This is a genomic window from Gordonia sp. N1V (genome assembly GCF_029269935.1).
Lineage (GTDB): Bacteria > Actinomycetota > Actinomycetes > Mycobacteriales > Mycobacteriaceae > Gordonia > Gordonia polyisoprenivorans.
Map to the genome: position 1 here is coordinate 56,350 of NZ_JARJDD010000028.1, position 18,887 is coordinate 75,236.

17 protein-coding genes are annotated in these 18,887 nt (G+C 57.3%); 12 read left to right on the forward strand and 5 right to left on the reverse strand.

The genetic code is table 11. The features are described from left to right. Nucleotides 1–142: 142 nt before the first annotated feature. From P3L18_RS25070 to P3L18_RS25080, 3 genes are all read left to right on the forward strand, one after another. Entirely contained in the window at nt 143–502 is a 360-nt protein-coding gene (locus P3L18_RS25070) for a DUF5663 domain-containing protein (RefSeq protein ID WP_276115592.1), read from the forward strand. Between the two features lie 593 nt (nt 503–1,095). Beyond that, entirely contained in the window at nt 1,096–2,838 is a 1,743-nt protein-coding gene (locus P3L18_RS25075) for a hypothetical protein (protein WP_276115593.1), read from the forward strand. A 167-nt stretch (nt 2,839–3,005) separates the two neighbouring features. Continuing rightward, entirely contained in the window at nt 3,006–5,339 is a 2,334-nt protein-coding gene (locus tag P3L18_RS25080; protein WP_276115594.1) for a hypothetical protein, read from the forward strand. Nucleotides 5,340–6,091: 752 nt separating this feature from the next. Here the strand turns inward: P3L18_RS25080 and P3L18_RS25085 are convergent. Both P3L18_RS25085 and P3L18_RS25090 read right to left on the reverse strand, forming a co-directional pair. Further along, complete coding sequence (locus P3L18_RS25085; RefSeq protein WP_276115595.1) at nt 6,092–7,234, reverse strand: hypothetical protein; 1,143 nt, start codon at nt 7,232–7,234, stop codon at nt 6,092–6,094. A gap of 37 nt (nt 7,235–7,271) precedes the next feature. Further along, entirely contained in the window at nt 7,272–7,802 is a 531-nt protein-coding gene (locus P3L18_RS25090) for a GNAT family protein (RefSeq protein ID WP_276115596.1), read from the reverse strand. A gap of 97 nt (nt 7,803–7,899) precedes the next feature. Between P3L18_RS25090 and P3L18_RS25095 the strand changes: the two genes are divergently transcribed. Continuing rightward, complete coding sequence (locus P3L18_RS25095) at nt 7,900–8,118, forward strand: helix-turn-helix transcriptional regulator (RefSeq protein ID WP_276115597.1); 219 nt, start codon at nt 7,900–7,902, stop codon at nt 8,116–8,118. A 386-nt stretch (nt 8,119–8,504) separates the two neighbouring features. Beyond that, entirely contained in the window at nt 8,505–9,575 is a 1,071-nt protein-coding gene (locus P3L18_RS25100) for a hypothetical protein (protein WP_276115598.1), read from the forward strand. Nucleotides 9,576–10,293: 718 nt separating this feature from the next. Here the strand turns inward: P3L18_RS25100 and P3L18_RS25105 are convergent. Further along, complete coding sequence (locus tag P3L18_RS25105; RefSeq protein WP_276115599.1) at nt 10,294–10,677, reverse strand: Lsr2 family protein; 384 nt, start codon at nt 10,675–10,677, stop codon at nt 10,294–10,296. Nucleotides 10,678–11,216: 539 nt separating this feature from the next. Here P3L18_RS25105 and P3L18_RS25110 point away from each other — a divergent pair. Both P3L18_RS25110 and P3L18_RS25115 read left to right on the forward strand, forming a co-directional pair. Then, entirely contained in the window at nt 11,217–11,780 is a 564-nt protein-coding gene (locus P3L18_RS25110) for an MspA family porin (protein ID WP_276115609.1), read from the forward strand. 102 nt (nt 11,781–11,882) lie between these two features. Further along, on the forward strand, nt 11,883–12,251 hold the full coding sequence (locus P3L18_RS25115) for a hypothetical protein (RefSeq protein ID WP_276115600.1): 369 nt from the start codon (nt 11,883–11,885) through the stop codon (nt 12,249–12,251). 601 nt (nt 12,252–12,852) lie between these two features. On the opposite strand, the gene P3L18_RS25120 is transcribed toward P3L18_RS25115, so the two are convergent. Continuing rightward, on the reverse strand, nt 12,853–13,065 hold the full coding sequence (locus P3L18_RS25120) for a hypothetical protein (protein ID WP_276115601.1): 213 nt from the start codon (nt 13,063–13,065) through the stop codon (nt 12,853–12,855). A gap of 664 nt (nt 13,066–13,729) precedes the next feature. Here P3L18_RS25120 and P3L18_RS25125 point away from each other — a divergent pair. Then, on the forward strand, nt 13,730–14,707 hold the full coding sequence (locus tag P3L18_RS25125) for a hypothetical protein (protein ID WP_276115602.1): 978 nt from the start codon (nt 13,730–13,732) through the stop codon (nt 14,705–14,707). A 417-nt stretch (nt 14,708–15,124) separates the two neighbouring features. Here P3L18_RS25125 and P3L18_RS25130 read toward each other — a convergent pair whose 3' ends face one another. Beyond that, the gene (locus tag P3L18_RS25130) at nt 15,125–15,328 is read right to left on the reverse strand and encodes a hypothetical protein (protein ID WP_276115603.1); all 204 of its coding nucleotides are present in this window, start codon (nt 15,326–15,328) and stop codon (nt 15,125–15,127) included. Between the two features lie 130 nt (nt 15,329–15,458). On the opposite strand from P3L18_RS25130, the gene P3L18_RS25135 reads away from it, so the two are divergent. The 4 genes from P3L18_RS25135 to P3L18_RS25150 all read left to right on the forward strand — a co-directional run bounded on the left by P3L18_RS25135 (nt 15,459) and on the right by P3L18_RS25150 (nt 18,836). Beyond that, nucleotides 15,459–15,854 carry a hypothetical protein gene (locus P3L18_RS25135; protein ID WP_276115604.1) on the forward strand — a complete coding sequence of 132 codons (396 nt, stop codon included), beginning with the start codon at nt 15,459–15,461 and terminating at the stop codon, nt 15,852–15,854. A gap of 39 nt (nt 15,855–15,893) precedes the next feature. After that, a complete protein-coding gene (locus P3L18_RS25140; protein WP_276115605.1) occupies nt 15,894–16,235 on the forward strand; it encodes a hypothetical protein in 342 nt (113 codons plus the stop codon). A gap of 307 nt (nt 16,236–16,542) precedes the next feature. Continuing rightward, complete coding sequence (locus P3L18_RS25145) at nt 16,543–17,526, forward strand: HNH endonuclease (protein ID WP_276115606.1); 984 nt, start codon at nt 16,543–16,545, stop codon at nt 17,524–17,526. A gap of 494 nt (nt 17,527–18,020) precedes the next feature. After that, the gene (locus P3L18_RS25150) at nt 18,021–18,836 is read left to right on the forward strand and encodes a Rieske 2Fe-2S domain-containing protein (RefSeq protein ID WP_276115607.1); all 816 of its coding nucleotides are present in this window, start codon (nt 18,021–18,023) and stop codon (nt 18,834–18,836) included. Nucleotides 18,837–18,887 lie beyond the last annotated feature (51 nt).

Below are 18,887 nucleotides of genomic sequence, written 5' to 3' on the forward strand. Positions count from 1 at the left end.
TGACGGCTCGCTGGTGGTGAGACCGTCCCACCGGCTACGCACGAAGCATCACCCCAAGACTCTTAGTCATCCGATAGCCCGTCGTGACAAACTCGGGCCAGTCGGGAGCGGGCGAATGACCCACAGAGGTATGTGACGCGGCATGGACGTTCTACTCCGCACAGACCGCGGCGTCGACGAGCACAACACACTCTCCAGTGCCGGACGGCTGTCCATCGTAAATCAAGTGATGGAAGATCTCGGAATCTTCTCTTTTCCATCAGAGACCAGGGATTTGTTGGTCACGAGAATTGCGTCGCTCATCGACCTCAAGATCGGACGCGCGTTGGCGGCCTGCCTAAGTGACCGCCGACTCCATGAGTTTGAGGAGCTTATGTCCACAAGCGATGATGGTGCGATGGCAAATTGGCTAGAGCGGGAACTCCCCAATTTTCGTACCATCGTAACGAGAGAAACGGATGAACTGGTGGAGCGTTTGCTACGAGCCTACGAGAACGAATGAAGGAAACACTTACCGATCTGCCCGAACCACACAGGACTCACGCCGAGCATGTGGCACAACTCGTCGCAGAGTGTTCTGAACGAAGAGCTACACAGCGGTCCCAGAGAAGTCAAACCCTGCCCGTCATCTCAATCCTAGGCAAGCGAGGCGCGGGAAAGACAACTGTATTGGAGACCGTAGGCACGATCAGCAGTACGAAAAACACCATAGTACTTCCTGCCACGCGTCCCGAATACTACTCCCCTGATGACACCGTCCTCGGAAAGACGATCGCCAACCTCTTTAATGAGCTGCAGGCCACCTATCCTAAGGTGCTAAATTCACCAATTAACGACGGCTCCGAAACTGGCCGGACCATCGGGGCAACTCTTCATCGTCTCCTACGAAGAGCGAGTGTAATCGCATCTCGCGACAGCAGATCGGCTCGACTCAAACGGAGCGCTTCAGTGGAGCTCTATGCGGACGACTTTGTCAGGTCTAGCTCTTACAGCGTGGACTTCACGGAGGATTGGAAAAGCGCCATCTCCGCTGTCACAGATGCGATCGCAGCTTGTTACCATGATGAGAGGTCGACGAGAACGAGCATTGTTGTCTTGATCGACGATGCAGACTTGGCGCCGGATCTGCTTCATCGAGTGCTGCTTGACTTACGAATTCTTTGCGAATCTGATCGCGTTCAAGCAGTTGTCTGCCTGGATCCTGAGGAAGCGCTCCGCGGCTTGGCGGAACACTATCTTGCGGCGTTCCCATCTCTAGTACAGAGTCAACTTGAGGAATTGGACCCGTTGAGGCGAGTCCACGGAATTGTTCAGAGCCAGTTTTCCAAGTCGATACCACCAAGGTATGCCACGAGAGTACGTGATCTGCGTCTAACAGAGCGTCTCGAGTTCCGCCCCCTTGAGGTGGGCTACGAAGAAGACACTCTTATCCAGATCCTTCGACAGATCGCGATTCCGGGCGCCCCCTCCGTCGCCCCTGCGACACTCGCTGACTACTTTCAATACAATTTACGCAGTGGCGGAGAGGCCCAGCCGACCGAGTTCGCGTACTGCCTGTCAGGAAATCCGCGGGATCTGTCTACACTCTACTATAAACTGACCTCACTGATCGATAAGAATGAGTGGGAGGTTACACAGGCTGCAGTCGAAGAACTTGCCGAGCATGGACTGCAACATGGTCTGGGTAATGGCCAATCACGAAAATCCCCTGACGAGCTCATTGTATTCGATGCGATTGATCGTAACGAAGTAGTGAACGTTGACTTGTCCTCCATACGTACTAGGTGGGTCGATTTCGGCAATCCAGTCGAGTTCTTACTTCCGGTACATAGACCTGACAACCGAATATCACAAGCAGATATCCAGATTAGACATGTGTCGCATCTGTCTTCTTTCTTGAAGTTCCCCGACAACACGGGAACATCCTTGGAGCAGCTTGACAACGCCGTACTTCAGACGGTCCTCTTTGTTAACGATTTAGCCTATAGTCACAAGGTCTTGACCGTTCAGAACCCGGGATCTGACCTTGTAAGCGGAGGAATTAGAGGGTCTCATTGTTTTCGTATGTACGTCGATGGCGAGCGAGCCGACGATCGGTTCTTCCATCATCCTGCCTGGGACAGCTTCTTTGACTACTATCAAGTCCGCCGGGCATGGGATGCTTTTGTTGACACGCTGGACAGTACCTCCGCTAGCAATCGGAATGAGCTCATTCTAGCCCTTGCTAGCCTAGAATGGTTCAGGATTCACACCGAAGTTCAAAGCAGCCGCTATTCAGCGCCGATGGAAAATCCCTATATAGCGGATTTTTTTTCGAGTGAAGAAGACCGCCGTGAACATGTGCTACGAGAGGCCTGCGACCAAGTTTGGAATCGCATCGGGGCGGTATACAAGGAGCAATTGAAGCATGGGAGTTCGAGGGCACTTGACTACGTACATTGGGTAGAGGAGTACACGTTGTCGGCGTGTATAGACGGTCTTCACCCGAATTGGTTTGTGGAAAGCTGCATAGAACACAGAGATAGAATCGTGAAATCGGCCGACAGGGCCCGAACTGCAAACTATATGCTCGTTATGCGCTTGACAAGCAGGATCAGCAATCTCATCAAAGAGACTTGGATTGACATTCCACTCATCATGCTGGATAGATTCGATCAAAACGCGGCAGAAGAGTTCAGACAGTTGAATGAACACGAACTTCAGGCATTGGACCGGCGTCGCATAGTTCGTTTGGGCGCCGCAACGGCAGCAGCAGCAGGCCGTGTATCCAAAGATGACCAGTCAACGTCTATTCTCCGAGAAATCGAGGCCATGGAGAAAGAAGCTCGCGAGCGATGAGTTCGTCTCCTCTCGGTGGTCGCTGAACCCTAAAAGCGAAAGGGTCGAATCGCGCATTGTCCTCAAACTTGAGTGTGTTACTCGCAGCGTCTTTGATTGCAAACCCGGAATCCATTCTCCTTGGGCCCTCAATTCGCGAGTGGCAGAGACCAGTTTTCAGTTTCGTGATGAGTTACGAGCATTTGCTGAATGGCGTCTCGAGTCTGCCGCAACAGATCAATTCTCTAATGGATTGGAGAAACACATCGGATTGGTACTCCGCGGTAAGAGACATTTGCAGGAGAATTGAGACGAACTACGATCTATCCAGTTTGCCGGAAAGATCGGATATGGTCCGCCTGATGCGGACTTTCATGCCTGTGGAGATATGGTCGGCAATCTATCCCCAGCTATCCGAGAGATTCGATGATGCCTACGCGGAGATAGATGTTGTACTTGGCAGAGAGTTGCTATCGGATGCGCACCTGCATTCCGGAGGAGCTACGCCCTTGTCTGCAACGATCGACTTATACATAGATAATAAGCGCTACTCGGCATCTGAGCCCGTACCTCAAAAGGGACAAGACCAGCCTGTCGTCTGGTACGGATCGAGGGCACATGGCAGATCGCGGCATTTGGATAGAGTATTAAACAGCTTGGCGTTGGCCAGTGCGGTGATCGAATGCGCGTTGGTGGTCAAAGACGACGATATATTGGCTATCCGTGGTGGGTCCGGAACCGCCCTATCGAATATCCTTGCTGGTAGTTACTGGACATGGTTGTATGATTTCATGCTTGATAAATCCGATAGCGTTGCTAACGTCACCTTCGAAAGCGATCTAGATTCGGGCTATTCGATGCTTTCGATATCTGGTTACAATGGAGGATTTCCGGCGATAGTTCGAGGAGTTGAAGCGGTACGGGACCGTTCCACTGATCTTGAGGCTTGGTTCGTTGAACTCGTTCGTGGGTGTGTAGCAAGCCTGGGTCTGATCTCCTCAGCCCTGACTAGTCCAATGAACGATAACCTTGAAGAGTTCGGAGAACGATTCAAACTGCAATCTCAGCTACGGAAGCTGCATACACAACCCGGTAGCGAACGGCGCAAGCTTACGGAGGCGGACCGAGTAAAGAGAACGCTTGATGCTCTATGCGGGGGTAGTGTCGGACTCGGAAAGATTGAACTTAGAAAGACTATCGATTGGGAAGCCCCGTCTATAATAGATGATATTCGATCTGATATCGACTGCCATTTGACGGGTTATGTTGAATTTTCTGTTGAGCGGGCCGAAAGAATACCTGAGCTAAAAGTTCCAATGAGTCTGGTTAGAATTGATCCATACATTGATTCGATCGATGCAACATCGAACGGACTGAGCGCCTACCGGTATCCTCTGCTCAACTCCCTCCGAGCAGTTCGAGGGCTCGCTGAATTCATCCTCTCCCACCCAGAGTTTGAACCCATTGTCAGCTCTATTGATGTGGCGGGAAATGAGAAGTTCGGAAGTAACTGGATTTATCTTATCGCGTTCCAGTACTTCGATGCGATTCTGGATCGCGCAGGCATAGAGAGATCGCAGAAGAAGTGTGTTCACGCGGGAGAGTTTTTTTACGGGAAACTCGAGGGTTTGAGGAGGGTCGGAGAGTGCCTAATAGTGCCAGGTGTTGTCGGTCGTGTTGGTCATGCGTTGGCACTGTGCGCTGAGCGCGCTAATCGGGTGGAGCATGTAGGCCCCATCTCTTCGGTCTCTGCGCTAAAGGACCTCTTGTGGGCGCTAACTTTGGTCACTGATTCATCAGTTTCGTTCGACGCTGGAGTGATTGAGTCACTTCGCGGCGAGATTCGGCGGCTGGGTGAAGTGGTTTTCGGGCATAGATTTGCGCCGGACGTGCTAGTTGGCTGGTATCGCTCAATGTTTTCCATCGAAGCGTTAGTCTCTGCAGGTGTTAGCTCTCTGACAGAGACTTCGATTTCTGACTTCACGCCGATCGCAAGCCCTGGGGAAGAAGCCGGAGTGGCTGCCGAGTTCTCTGATCAGATTTCCGGTCTACTGTGTACGTCTCTGTTTCACGGCAGTCGGTCGATTCGTTTGGATGATGGCCGGCTAGTGACGACGCAGTTCGACGATTCGGCAACGACCGACGGTGCGGCGTACTCGCATTTATGCGATCAACTATATAGCGGTCTCCGCGCTGCTGTGCTACAGCAGTTCAGAGACCATGAAGTGGCAATTGAATCTTGCCCAACTTCAAATATTTGCCTGGGGGGATATTCGGATTATACATCGCATCCGCTGCGTAGCTTTCTCGATGAGGATGTTCTCGTTACACTAAATAGCGATGATCCTGGCTTGTTCGGCTCTAATATCGCTGATGAGTATCTTTCGATGTGGAGGACCGAACAATATCAGATGGATGAGTTGAGAAGTGTCGCAGCGCGTACTAAGGATTTAGTGGGGAGTAATGGAATCACTGGCGCTGAACATGCTCGTCATATGCTTCGCTACTTGAATTCGGCATAGGTATAGGTACGTATGGATCCTCGGATCGCTTATGGGCGAGGTAGCGGTGCACGGCAACTGACCAAATACAGAAAATCTCTGTCTGTACGGCTGGCGGTGGCCCTCGTTCACGAGTGGTCTGTAGAAGAAGCTGAAGACAGCGAGCTGCGAGCCTATAGTCATGGAGATTGTTCAGGTCAATCTCTACAAGGAACTCTCTAAAGCTAACGTCAGCATACTCAGGTGGCCATTCGTCGACCAGCGCCTTGGCTGTTATTTCTAATTTTGAAATGGGGCTCGAGTTTTTTTCCATATATAATCCATGTATATCAGTATTGGAGATATTTTTCAAGCATTTTTCTGATCTAGGTTTAGTGAATCGACGTGCGTAACTGCGCCAAAAGTAGGGTTGGTGCAAAGATTCCGTACTCAGCTAAAGCGTGTTTCGAACTAGAACCAACCGGACCGGTTCACGGAGGACACGCCACACCGAGCGGCCTTGCTGGCCTGCCGGTATTTGACGGTAATTATCGGTTGGATTCGCGCCCACTGCTCATCAGTAAGCATCAGATGCCTCGAAGATGTCTTGCCACCGAAATGGCACTCACGCCAAACAGAGCCGCAGTTCGGATACACGCCTGAGGTCTTGCTTCTGCCCGTAGTTTCAACCTTGGAGTACCGAAACACTTAAGGTAGGGTACCTATAAGTAGCATCAACCCACATCGCGAGAAGGGAGACGCTCATGGGCGGCGGCGAGTAGAGATCTGTCTGATCAGGCTGCCTCGGAGCGTTCGTCGCTGCGGGGCAGTTCTTCTTGGAGCGTCCAGGTGAAGGCGAACCCACTGCGTGGCATCAGCCAGCCGCGGGTCTCCACCTCGATGACCTTGCCGGCGACCGCTTCCGGGCTGCGCGTGATCTGAGCTGGCTTGGCGGTGCCGACGGTGTCGCTGACCCGCATGTCTGCGATTGAGGTAGCGGTGTAGTCCATGGTGAGGCCCATATTTCGCCCTGGTTGCGGGAGTTCGAAGAACAGGCGGTGGCCCCACTGTGGGGTCACGGTTCTGAAGACCTGCCGTATGCGGACAGGTTCCCTGCTGGTGGCGGCTGGGGAGAGCCGAACGGTGTAGGTCTGGCCGGTCTTGCGCGTGCTGCGGGTGATTTGCTGCGGCGCACCATCGACTGTCAGCTCGAGTAGTTCGTAGCTCTCGCGGCTCGACGCGTCCATTCCAGGGCGAGGTTTCATGAACCATGGCGAGGTGGCGGGGACGTCGAGGAGCAGGTCGTTGTATTCGTCGCGGTCGGAGACGCAGGCGAACCTCCGCACGCGCGCGGAGGGGACGGTGGTGTACTCCCATTCCACGACCACATCGAACAGGGGAGTGCCTGCTGCACTCTGCTCTGATGCATCAGAGAGGCGGATTCGGACTTCGACGTCTTGCCACCGCTCCGCCGCGCGGATGGCCTGGTCGCGGATCTCGGAGTAGATCTCGCGGGCGAATTGTTCGTCGCCGAGACGGAGGCTCATGGCGTTGGCGGCAATGTCATCAAGCAACTCGGGCGTGGCCACTCGCTTCAGATCATCCGGCTTGATCGCGAAGGCTTCAAGCACCGCGTCGCGGATCTCGGGAATCTGCTGGCGGTTCACTTCCGCATACTGGGCGACGGCCGACGCAGTTTGTGCCCGGCGAGCGCTGTAGTCCATGATGCTGCCGATCACGCCGGCCGCGAGGAACGTGCCGCCAACCTCGCCCAGTGCTGCGCCGTGGAGCCAGTTCCACATCCCGAGGTCAACGCCGTTGATCGAACCGTCAATGATCGTGAGAACCCAACCAACGAGGGTGAACAAGACGGCAACCAGAATGGTTCTCGTTTTGAGGAGATCGGAAGCCAGTGATTGCGAGTCTTGTTGTGCCATTGCTTATGGCTATTGTAGCAAAACCGCAGGTCAACGCCTAGGTGCAAGTTGACTGGCTGTCATCGGCAATGAGGGTATACAGAGCAACATTGCGGTAGACGCCCGCGTGTAGATATCGGTGACGGAGAGTCGCCTCATACGTGAACCCCAGTTGGGTGAACAGACGCTGGGACGGGCCGTTGCCGTCGACGATCCAGGCCTCGAGTCGGTGCAGCCCAAGATGGTCGAAGCCCCACTCGACCATGGACTGCACTCCGCCCCGTCCGTGGCCCTGTGCGCGATCCTCCGGCGACCACACGCAGATGCCCACTTGGGCCACGCGACTGCGCCAGTCGATGGCGTGCAGCGAGCATTCGCCGACCAGGCGCCCGTCTTCGGTGCTAAGGACGAAGTTGTACTCGGTGGCTGGCGCCGGCCCAGACGTCGCATCGATCTTGCGCCGGAGCTCCGCCGGGCTCCGCGGCCGCCAATAGGGCGGGCCGTGTTGCGCCAGCTCCTCCCAGTCCGCGCAGGCTTCCAGGATCGTCGGGATGTGATGCTCTGAGAGGGCGCGCAGTGACACCGGCATGACCGTCTCCCGCTCCTCCCGCAACCGCTGGGAGCATCGACGCTACTTATAAGTCTGTAGACCTTCAAGTAGCGGACCGGAAACGTAACTGCTCGTTATGGAAGGCGAGCTGCAGAAGGTCGTGGGGCGCAATCTGCGCCGGTATCGGCTGGAACGTGGCTACAGCCAGGAGGACTTCGCCGACCGCATGGGCGTACACCGCACCTACATGGGCAGTGTGGAGCGTGGCGAGCGGAACCTGTCGCTGCGGAGCTTGGAGCGGTTTGCCGATTTCCTGGAGGTTGACCCACGAGAACTGCTCGACGACCCGGCGTGACGCAGTGCCCGAGAAATCATTCGAAGCTGTGCCATACTGCCGGAGGCTGACGCAGTCCCACTTTCAGAGTGATGAGCTCCGTGGACTCAGGCATTTCGTTCGGTCTTGCAATCTCAGCTGGGATGCGTCGAAGGTGAACGACATTGACAACGCTCGCGATACGGGCGGCCGCTACGGGCCACGGGCGCGCGTCACCAAATGGGCGTGATCGACGAGAACGCACAGAAGGTACAGGTAGAGTGTGCGGGTAATGTCTCCGGAGAGGCCCTTGCAACTCTGGATCGTTAGCTTGGACTGGTCGGCGCAGGCAGACGTCTTGAGAATCGGCTATTCGGTTGCTGTGGTTTCGACTAGCCGATCGAGCGCGGTACATGTAGATTACCGAGATGGCGAAAGATGCCGAGCTTGATCGTTTGAAGGTAGCTCAAGACCTTGCTTTCCAACGCAAACAAGATGCATATGAGCGGCAGCAGTCGGCGTGGCAGCGACGGTCGTCAGCTCGTGACGCTATGAATCGTGCGTATGAGAGCTTTGAGCGTGCTCGGTCTGAACAAGATCGAACTTGGGATCATTATCAAAGTGTTCGGAGCTTGAACGGTCCGAGAATCGACTCACTTAATACGCAACAAGAGAACGCATATCACAGTATGAAGCGTGCGTACGATGCTTCGTCCGCGGCCTACGAGCGCCGTGACGGTGCCTCCGCGAGTAGTTATGCTGCTGAGGGGCGCCAACACAAAGAAGAATCCCAGCGGTGTGTGGCCGAACGGCGAAGGCTAGTTGAAGAGATTCGATCGGCACGTTCTCGCCATGAATCACAGAAGCCGACATTTGACAGGGCGAAGCAGGAATTCGAGTCGTGCAAATTCGCATTCACGTCCGCCAAATCCGACCATGAGAGTGCGCAAAACGCATTTACACGAGCGAAAGCACACCATGAGACGGCGGCGAAAGAATTTCGCGCGCGACTCGAATACGTGAAGTCAGAGAGCAAGAAGCGAAACGCTTATAGACGGTCCCTTGCTGAGCGCGCAGGGGTCCCTGGCCGATATATCGACAATGTCTGGGTATCGCAGAAGCCAGATGGATCTGCGAATATCTACTTCGGCGGAATTGGTGAGCCGAATGGGCCAGGTCATGGGCACTACGCGGTGGACCGCGATGGAAATGTGACATACAAGCGAGACCCATTTGACCCGCACGGTACTCACAACTTTACTGATAACCAGCAGGCCTACGCAGATATCGTTGGCAAGGAGGCATCATCGGGTGGTGACTTCGGTTTCCGATGCAGGTTCCGAGGCTACGATGCGTATGTCGAATCGAACATCAATCGAGAGGGTCGGGATAAGATCGATATTTACTATGGTCCGAACGGCCCATTTGGCCCAGGTCATCATCACGCGGTCGCACATCGAGAGTCTCCATTCGATTTCATTTCGGATGAACTTCGCTAGTTCTGAGAATTGAATTCTTCGAAATGTAGTATACTTATATGAATGGAAAATCCTGACCTAGAAAGCTACTTTGAAGCAGTTGTACTCTCATTTTACCGGGGTTCAGTTGATGCTTCTAATCTGAGATGGAAATCTCATGGGAAAGTGGGTCTAGATACGTGGGCTCACTATTTCGACGACAAGAATGGGCGCGAATACGTTCTTATATATGAAGACTTTCCGGGAAGTGAATATCTCTCTGACGGTTTGACTCACGATCTAGTTACGTCCGACGACGGTGTAACACAAGTTGTGCAGATATCGTCAATGCCGCAGATCGACATCGAGAACGTGATCGGATACTTCAGTCTATATGGAGAGAGAATTTAAAATGTTCCCCCGCGTGCAGGATCTTGATTGCAGTGCGTTTGCTGTGGTTTCATCGGGGTGATGCAGAATAGTTGACGCGCCGCTGTCTGGTGTCACTACAGGCGGCGGATCGGCATTAGCCTCGATCTTTCGCGGCGATTTTGTGTCGTGAATGAAGTATAGGCAATGACCTGGGTGATTAAGCTTGCGAAAGGGATCAATCTGACCAGGTTGCGCCCATTCAGGTGAGTAACCAACCCCGTTGCGGTGACACGGACCAGAATCCTCCCGGGCTTCGCGACGCCCATGCCTTGATGCGGGCGGCGTCACCACCTTCGTATGCGAGTCGTCGCCCGCGAAGTAGGTCCGGTTAGTGACCGGCAGCCGTGTAGGCCTCGTGCACGGCGTTCGTGATTCTTCCGCGTGCGGACACGTCGTAACCGTGTGTGGTCGCCCACTCGCGGATCTGTGCGGCCGTAGTCGTCGTCACCGTGCGACTGTTCGCCCCGGACTTCGGTGTCTTACGGACGCGTGATGACGTTCTCGTTCGAAGGCGTATGCCCGCGCGGGTGGAGCGCCCGAGAAGTGTGGTCAGCGGGATGGTGCCCTTCTCGATCTTGTCGAGGTTCCCACTGGAGACGTCAAGCCGGTAAGCGACGCCATTCCAGGACCAGTCGACGGAATGAACGTCGTCGATCTCGAGCAGGGTTCCGTCGAGATCGTCGATGAAGGTTGTCAGTTCAACTCGTGCCACGCGATGCAGAGTAGTCCATCGGAACGTGAGGTTGGCGAACCTTCCGGTAAGTGTTCCAGCCGGGTGGAGCGTGTTCACGAGCGCACAGGTCTCCCCGGCCAGGAGAGCAGCCGGTGAGCGTCGGGCTTGTCCGCGCCGAAGATGTTGTCGGCATGCTCTGTCCTGGATCGGATCGTGCCGTGCCCTTCACTACGAGATCTTGATGTGCATTCTCGAAATGTTTCCGCGGTCCCCGTTTCTGGGGATCTTTTCCGGTCCGGAATTCTCGTTTACCGCTTCTACCAGCGCGGTTGCGGAATAGATGAAAGCGATTCCGGTCTTTAGGTTGCCGAATCCTGTGAGTCGTGGTTGCATATCCGCGAACTGTTCAGAATCTGGCATCGCGCATCCATAGCGGTGCACTGATGGGTGTGAGGGGTGGCGTCGTAGTGAGCGATGGCAGGCGGGTGCGGGGTCGGTCAAGGACGACAGCGCGCCGTGGAGTGCTGACGGGCGTGTGTGCGGCGCTGGCGGTGGCTGCGTCGGTGATCGGGATGGGTATGTCGGCTGCGGCACCCTCGTCGTTCGCTGATCAGCAGACGACCAAACGCACGGATGACGGGTGGGTTGTCTCGGCGATCAAGTCCCACGAGCAGGTGCGGTCGGTACCACCCCTTAACCAATCGCCGTGGACGAGAGAAGGATTTCTGAGCCTGAAAGGTGAGGGTGTGATCGCTGGGACCGGTTCGGTGCCGGTGCAGGCGGGCACCGTCGCGGCCGGGTTTCAGATCGGCTGCAACACCGATGTCACTTCGGGTGCCACCGTCGGGATCTCGGGTGGGCCTTCGGCGCAGATGAATATTTCTTATCCGCCGGCGGTGGTGATTGGTGCGACGGTGACCCCGAACATTGCGACGACGTTGCGGCCGGGCACGATCGCCGACATCCCGTTCGGGTCGAAGAAGATGCAGACCGGCAAAGCCGGGATCACTGTCGACGGCGTGCATGTGAAGGTCGACGGCTGTTTGGGGCCGGTCGCACTACGGGCCTACGTGACCGTGAGTGTGTCAACGGCGTTGAACGACAACACGATCAACGTGTACGGCAAACCGCACTATCTCTGACCAATTGGACTGGCCGTGACCATGTGTGATCGGTCAGTGCGTTCGACAGCGTCCCCGTCAACTACAAGCGTCCAGATTTGTCTCATGAAGGATCGTGACTCCATGACTGCTCGTGCCTCGTCCGTTCCGGGTGGCGCGCATCGCCTCGATGCCGATGCCGTGACCACCGAACTTCCCACCGCATCCGAGACTGCGGGTCGCTCATCCGCTGGAAACGCCGCCGAGAGAGAACCCGACAACGCAGCAGGTGGCGGGGGTGTGCCGGTGCTGAAGGTGGTGCTGTTCCTCGTTGGCTGCGTGTTACTGGTGCTCGCGGCAGCGAACCTGTCGAATCTCGGTCAGTGGTCGGATCGGTGGGGTGTGATCCCGGTGTTCCTGGTGTTCTTTCTGGTGATGTCGATCGCCGGACGCTGGTTCTGGGCGGGTGCGGACGCCATCCTGGGTGCCCTGATGTGGGGCAAAACCAAATGACACCCAGTCAGCGACACATGCATCACTTGGAAGAGTCGGTGACGGTGAAGCCTCGTCGTGGGCGTCACCGGGTGCCGCGCCGCCGTCTCGGTGCCGGGCTGCTGGCTGCCGCGGTGCTGGCTATTGGCGGCGGGGTCACGGTCGCCGCACTTGGGAGTGATCCTGCTCCGGCGCATGCGGATGCGTTGTGTGATCAGATGCGCGCACAGTACGGCTCGAACTGGCCGTGCATTTCGGTTCCTACGAATACGTTCCAGCCGACCACGAACACCCCGGCACCCACGACAGGGGGCAATGGTGCGGGGTCGGGTGGTCCGCAGGTGGGTAGCAATATCGGGCCCGGCCCGGGCGAAGGTAATGGCACACCGATCGTGACCGTCCCCGGACAAGCTGCCCCGCAATCATCAGCAGCAGGCAGTGGTGGGAACGGTGGGGCGCAGCCAACGAGCCCGAATGGTGGCGGCTCCGGGCAGTCAGCGCCGCAACCGGTACCACCAGGCGACACCACCGGGCAGATACCGGTGGTGCCCTCCACTGCTGCTCCGGTGGTGACGACGGTACCGGGTGCGACCACTGCGAACCCACAGCCAAGCAAGACGCCTCACGCGTTGGATTCCGGGTCGAAGCAGCCGGAGATTCCGCTGGCGGCGTGGGTGGTGGCGGGAGCTGCGGCGTTCGCTGCGGCGAATCCGCGGGTACGACGCGCAGCCCTCGGCGGGCGGTCGTCGTCTGGCGGGCTGCGGAGTTGGTCACTGTTGCGGCGTGGCGGATCAGAGCGGGCGACGGTGGGTCCGTCGCAGTTGGTGTTGATCAACGATCCAACCAGCCCGAAAAGCTATGTGTTCCACGAGGACGTCCCACCGGGTGGGCACATTGGGGTGAATCCGGACGGGTCAGCGACCGTCTACGACGCCACCGGAAAACCTGTGCGTCAGATCGCGAAGCCATGGGCGTTTGATGCTGCCGGGCGGCCACAGAAAACGTGGTACACCGTTGATGAGAATGGTGACTTGGTCCAGCACGTCGAACCCGCGCCGAACGCGCTGTATCCGATCATTGCTGATCCGACCGAAGGTAGTCCTGCTGCGGCACGCCAGGCGGATGAGGCGTCAATGGCGGCTTACAACCAGGAGTTTGGAACGGCCGCCTCGTCTGCATCCCCGACGGCAAGTCCTACTTCCGGGTCCGCGACGCCAACTGCGCCGAGTGCTGCAGCGACGACTGGTTCGCTACCGCAGGCGACACCCACCCCAGGTACGCCTGTGGTTCCCAGTCCGTCTCCGTCGCCCACCGTCGACTCTCCGACTGGTTCTCCATCAGATCAGGTGCCGGCTGTGGTGCCGTCGACCACGCCGGCAGGACCAGAGGAGCCGACCGGCGCTGGCGGCGGTGGGTCTGATGAGGACTCAGGGCTTCGGTCTTTGCTCGTCCCGTGGGGCGAGCCGGAAGAAGTAGCGCCACGCGGTCCCACCCAAGGCTTGCAGCCTGCCCCTGGTCAGGAACGCTCCTATGGCGATTGGGTTCAGAACAACCTCGGTGGGCAGGATCTCGACGGCGTCAACGTGCAAGCCGGGTCAGACGGCGGACCCCAATACGTGTGGACACAGAACAACCCGGATGGCTCGAGCACAGAACACACCGCCACCTCTGCTCACCCGGGACCCGACGGTCAGCTGATTTACCAAGACGGAGACGGGCAAGCCGTCAGCGCATCTGGTAAACCCGCCTTCGTCGACGGCAACGGCAACGGATGGGTGCAGAGTGGCTATGACCCGACCACCGGCGAGACGTTCTGGAATGGATCACAAGACGGTAAGGATGTCACGATCGCGACCGGCGAACTTGCTGACGGTCGAACCTACATCCGTCAAAACGGGAACTACTACATCTACGACCACAACGGGAACCTCGTTAGCGAATCGCATCTTGATCCTGGGCAGGCGCTTGAGCGTCCCCTCGGCTACGACGTCGCTACTGCAGCGGTCGGAATCTGGCCTGCGATGCCCCCGGGACTCAAAGCCGCGGTTCTTGACGGGCTACAAGACCTTGCGTCGAATGAGACACCAGGCCAGGTGAAGCCCGGGGGATCTGGATTTGGCCAAACAGCAGGCTCACTACCAGCTCAAACCCAGCCCACGGCTGATTGGCCCGAACTGTCTGGATTGTTGCGGGATGCTGCGAACGGTAAGGGCAACTTTGGAATCGGAAACGGTTCGTATACGCCCGAGCAGGCGTCGGCGCTGGGGCAAGCTTGGGTAGGCCCAGGAGCTAGACTATCTAGTGACGGCAAAGCATGGGTTAGCGCAGACGGGCTTCGCCAGTGGAGGCCGCCGTCATATAAGCCGAATCTCGGAAAGTGGCAGTCCAACTACGAGTGGCGCGGACCTAAGGCACCGGACGGAAGTATGAGCTCGCAGTGGCAGGGAAATGCGCATCTCGATGTGGACGGAGATTGACGAGTGAAAGCTGAGATAAAGAGTTGGTATAGCACGGACGTTGACGTCGCTACTTATCAGTCGCAAGACCCCAGTAATGATGCCGTTTCAGTGCGGATTCTCTGCGGCCCCCTCGGTCAACCTGGTGAGGAGTCTTTCGATATCCTGGTGTGCACTCCCGACTCGCTGAAGCCGGAGCTTGAGGCTGGCGTTCCGCGGCTTGGCCGACACACTCTCTTGCAAGGGCGGCTGGATCTCCCGGCTGCGTACAAGTTCATTGACGAATATGTCAGCAGTGTCGAGGGGAAAGACTGGACTGAAGTGGCCGAGAAGCTTGCCCGTCTAGGGAAGTGGGAATTCGAAGATTACCGCCCGTAGCCAGCACTCGGATGTTCAGCCCGAGGGGCCATCTGCGACGTGCCGACTCTATTGAAACGTTCAGTCCAGGTACTCAATCATCTCGGGCGACACGAGCTGCCGATCGCCATCAGGGAAGTCCACTGCCACCAGATCGCCCATGCCGCCAGAAACTCTGCCCCATTGCTCGGTGCCGACCAGCCGTACGCGTTGCCCACGTTCGAAGCGCGATCCACCGGTAGTAGGAGCTGGCGACGTACGTTCGAAACGACGCTGCTCAGGCATGGTCCCTCAATCGTCGGTGTAGTCGCTACAGCATGTCATGAACGGAGTACGCCTGCGGGGTCACTACGCCTCCTCTGATTAACCATTTCCGCTCTTGAATCGCTCGCTTATCGATATATAATAGAAGTATATGAACGACGATCAATTCTCCCAGCTCGATACGCAGATGAAGCAAATGTTCAAGTATATGCAAACAGGATTTACGCGTGTCGACCAGCGGTTCGATGCGACGGATAAGCGCATCGATCGTTTGGAGATAGGCGTCAACGAATTGTCTGGTCGAGTGAGCAAGCTCGAGGAGGGCCAAGCGGCGCTGCGAACCGGATTGGGCGACCTACGCAATGAATTCACAACATTTCGGACCGAAAACACAGAACGTCTCGACGACATAGATCTGAAGCTCGATGGCATCCAGGATGCAGTCGCCGGCGAGCTGACTACGCTCGACCAGCGCCTCGATCGCCACGAACGCTGGATCACCCAGCTGGCGTCGTCCTCCCAGACCACGCTGAAACCACAGCCGTAGCGAGGCCGCGCCCCGATGGACCGCCTACCCTCAAACCCCATGACACCTGCTTTCGACCGTGAGCAGTACAACCGGGCACTCGCTGCTGGGGCTGAAGAGTATCGCGACGTGCTGGACCTGCTCAAGACCGCGGGCATTGACGCCCAGTTCACCCAGACCGGCGGCATGTGCGCGGCTATCGAGGCAGCGCTCGAGAACGGTACCTCGCTACTGATCACCGACTTCGAGGACAGCCTGTCGTGGGAGCGTGACACGCATCATGGCTGGGGAGTCGGACTCTACGACAGCAATGAGTGGCAGGACGCGCTCGCGTTCGAGGCCACCGAGGACAGCTCGCTTGAGGCGTTGCTGCCGCTCATCGAGGCCGTGCTCAAGCATTGATGAGCGGACACGCACGCGAGCCATGCGATCTGCCAGCCGGTATCGAGTGGATGACGGACAAGGATGGAGCCATAACACTCGGCGTCCGTCGAGTCACTCGTGACGGCAACCCTGCCCTCGAGTTGTACCTGCCCGACGGCATGTGTCGCGGTGTTGTGACCAGTGCGAATGCAGCCAGTGTCATACGGAAGCTACAGACGGGTTTGACCTTTGCCCAGATCGTTGGAGACGAGAAATTCGGCATTGATCTGAACGATCTGTAGCGCACTTGGCCGTCATTGTCAGTGGTGCAAAATACGGTGACGTGGTGCCAAACTTCGACGCTCTTACGCGGGATAGCGTGCGCGCCGCCATCGACGCGTGTGACCAGATAGGACGCGATGCCTTCTTGGAGCGCTACGGCTTCAAGGAGGCGCGCGAGTACTTCCTGATTCACGACGGGCATGCCTACGACTCCAAAGCGATTGTCGGCGTCGCACACGGCGTCGCCACGGGTGAGTATCTGCGGTCAGGCGACTTCACTGGCGGCGCGCACGTCGCTGAGGTTCTGCGGCGACTGGGGTTTCCTGTGACGGGAGTTGCAGATTGGACCTGGCCGGAGCTCGTGCTGGCTGGAGGATTGCTGCTGTCCGCTGGCTGGGACCGCACATTGCGCGCCCACGAGAAGCCGGTAATCGAGCTGTCTCGATTCCTCCGGGACCGCAACCCTGAGATGGCGCTCTCGCCGACGTTCCGCAGCCCCGGCAGCGTGCAGCACAAGCTCGAGGATCTCCGAACCTCGCGTCCGAGCTACTCGGGGGCAGCGACCCGGGGAGGCAAGCTGACGGCGCAGATGGCCCGTGCACTTGTTGACGAGCTGGAAAAGATGTTGGAGCTGGCACGGTTGCTCCGCGACTCTCCAGACCTGGTTCGAGATGACCAGAACCGGGACGGCACCAGCGCAATCGAGGCGCCAGACGCGGGGATTGCCACCGCGATTGAGGGGCGGCTCATCCGGCGGGTGGTGATTGCGCGCGAGCGTGACCGCGCTCTACGCGACCGGAAGCTGAAGTCGGTCGTGGCGGCCGGCCGCCCGATCGCCTGCGAGGTCTGCAGCTTCGACTTTCAGACGTCTTACGGAGAGCATGGGGAGGGCTACATCCAGGTGCATCACGTCCTTCCCCTTCATGTCTCCGGGCAAGTGACGACGACGCTCGATGACCTGGTCCTGCTGTGCGCCAACTGCCATGTGATGATCCATCACGGTAAGGAGTGGAAGACGCCCGACGAGTTGCGCGGGATGGTCAATTAGCCGCAGGCGAAGTCTGCGAGGCGCAAGGCCGCGCCGCGGTGATCACAATATCCCCCGGCAGGGCGGTTTTCACCACAGAACCGCTCTGGGTAAAAATCCCGGGAATCAATGCGCTTCAAGCGCGAAATCGCCATACGAGTGTGGCGCACTCCTCGCCCTGGAACAGCACGCTAATCAGTGCACCCTAACTGAATGGAACCAGAGTTCGCTTTTGAATACGTAGGTGGGGCCGCGTGCCCCTAGAAGTTAGTCGACGCTGTCATGGCTGATTTCGACTGAGTCGTGGAGGGTGTTGTCGGACCTGAGTGGCCCTGATGTAGACAAGCCCAAGTCTAACTCAGAGTGAATTTTGGCATAGGGGAAGGCGGTTATCCTCAATAGGTATCCTTGCGGTCCGCAGTATCCTTTCGGTCCACTACTTTCCTGGCCTTTATTTGCCCTGCTATTCGTTGACTGTAGGAAGTCTTAGCTCAAGCAACGACTAGGGGAACTGCATGACAGTCATGTCATCGGAATATGCTTTGCCAGGTGACAAATACAGCTCGGAGGCTTACTACTCGGACGAGCTGAAGGCGATACACAAGCGATCCTGGTGGATTATCGGACACGCCTCTGAATGGGAGAAGGCCGGCGACTTCAAGAGGTTCCGCATTTTCGGGGAGAACATCGTGGTCATCCGTGATCGCGACGGTCGCCTCCACGGGATGGCGAATATTTGCCAACACCGTGGTGCTGAGATTTGTACCGCCGATGGGGGTAACACAGGGAAGGTTCTCCGGTGCCCGTATCACGGTTGGAGCTATCGTCTCGACGGCTCTGTACTAGGGGTTCCGTCGCGGGACACATTCGAATCCGATCCCAAGGAGAGACGCCTACCTGTAGTGAGAGTCGACACGGCAATGGGTTTTGTCTGGATTAATCTGGACCCTGAGTGCGATCCCCTCAGTTGCCATCTGGACCTTCTCTTCGCGATGCGATTCGGCGACGGGCCCAATCCGCTGGATCAGTATTCCATTGAAACTCTGGGCCTTGCTCGGAAAGTGGACTACGGCTCCGTCAGGGCAAACTGGAAACTGCTATGGGAGAACTTTAGCGAGTGCTATCACTGCCCCGCCTTGCATAACAGCCTCTGTGATGCTGTGCCGCAGTTCGCGGCTGGCTACGGTACTGTCACAGGCCCTCAAGGACAGGGTGCTGAGCTGGCTGAGAACTACGAAGGGTTCTCCGCCAGCCGCGCGCGAACCGGACGAGTTCTGCCAGGGCTTCCCGACGACCAGCATCGCATGTTCTATGGGGCGCTTCTGTGGTGACGAGGCTCATCGAAAGTGCTCAGTGATGCTCATCGAATCTGCTCACTTGTG

Coding starts and splice junctions, on each gene's coding strand:
- P3L18_RS25110 (WP_276115609.1), top strand. CDS start 11,217: ATGTCGGCTGCGGCACCCTCGTCGTTCGCTGATCAGCAGACGACCAAA.
- P3L18_RS25115 (WP_276115600.1), top strand. CDS start 11,883: ATGACTGCTCGTGCCTCGTCCGTTCCGGGTGGCGCGCATCGCCTCGAT.
- P3L18_RS25095 (WP_276115597.1), top strand. CDS start 7,900: ATGGAAGGCGAGCTGCAGAAGGTCGTGGGGCGCAATCTGCGCCGGTAT.
- P3L18_RS25080 (WP_276115594.1), top strand. CDS start 3,006: ATGAGTTACGAGCATTTGCTGAATGGCGTCTCGAGTCTGCCGCAACAG.
- P3L18_RS25140 (WP_276115605.1), top strand. CDS start 15,894: ATGACACCTGCTTTCGACCGTGAGCAGTACAACCGGGCACTCGCTGCT.
- P3L18_RS25085 (WP_276115595.1), bottom strand. CDS start 7,234: ATGGCACAACAAGACTCGCAATCACTGGCTTCCGATCTCCTCAAAACG.
- P3L18_RS25130 (WP_276115603.1), bottom strand. CDS start 15,328: ATGCCTGAGCAGCGTCGTTTCGAACGTACGTCGCCAGCTCCTACTACC.
- P3L18_RS25100 (WP_276115598.1), top strand. CDS start 8,505: ATGGCGAAAGATGCCGAGCTTGATCGTTTGAAGGTAGCTCAAGACCTT.
- P3L18_RS25150 (WP_276115607.1), top strand. CDS start 18,021: ATGACAGTCATGTCATCGGAATATGCTTTGCCAGGTGACAAATACAGC.
- P3L18_RS25070 (WP_276115592.1), top strand. CDS start 143: ATGGACGTTCTACTCCGCACAGACCGCGGCGTCGACGAGCACAACACA.
- P3L18_RS25135 (WP_276115604.1), top strand. CDS start 15,459: ATGAACGACGATCAATTCTCCCAGCTCGATACGCAGATGAAGCAAATG.
- P3L18_RS25090 (WP_276115596.1), bottom strand. CDS start 7,802: ATGCCGGTGTCACTGCGCGCCCTCTCAGAGCATCACATCCCGACGATC.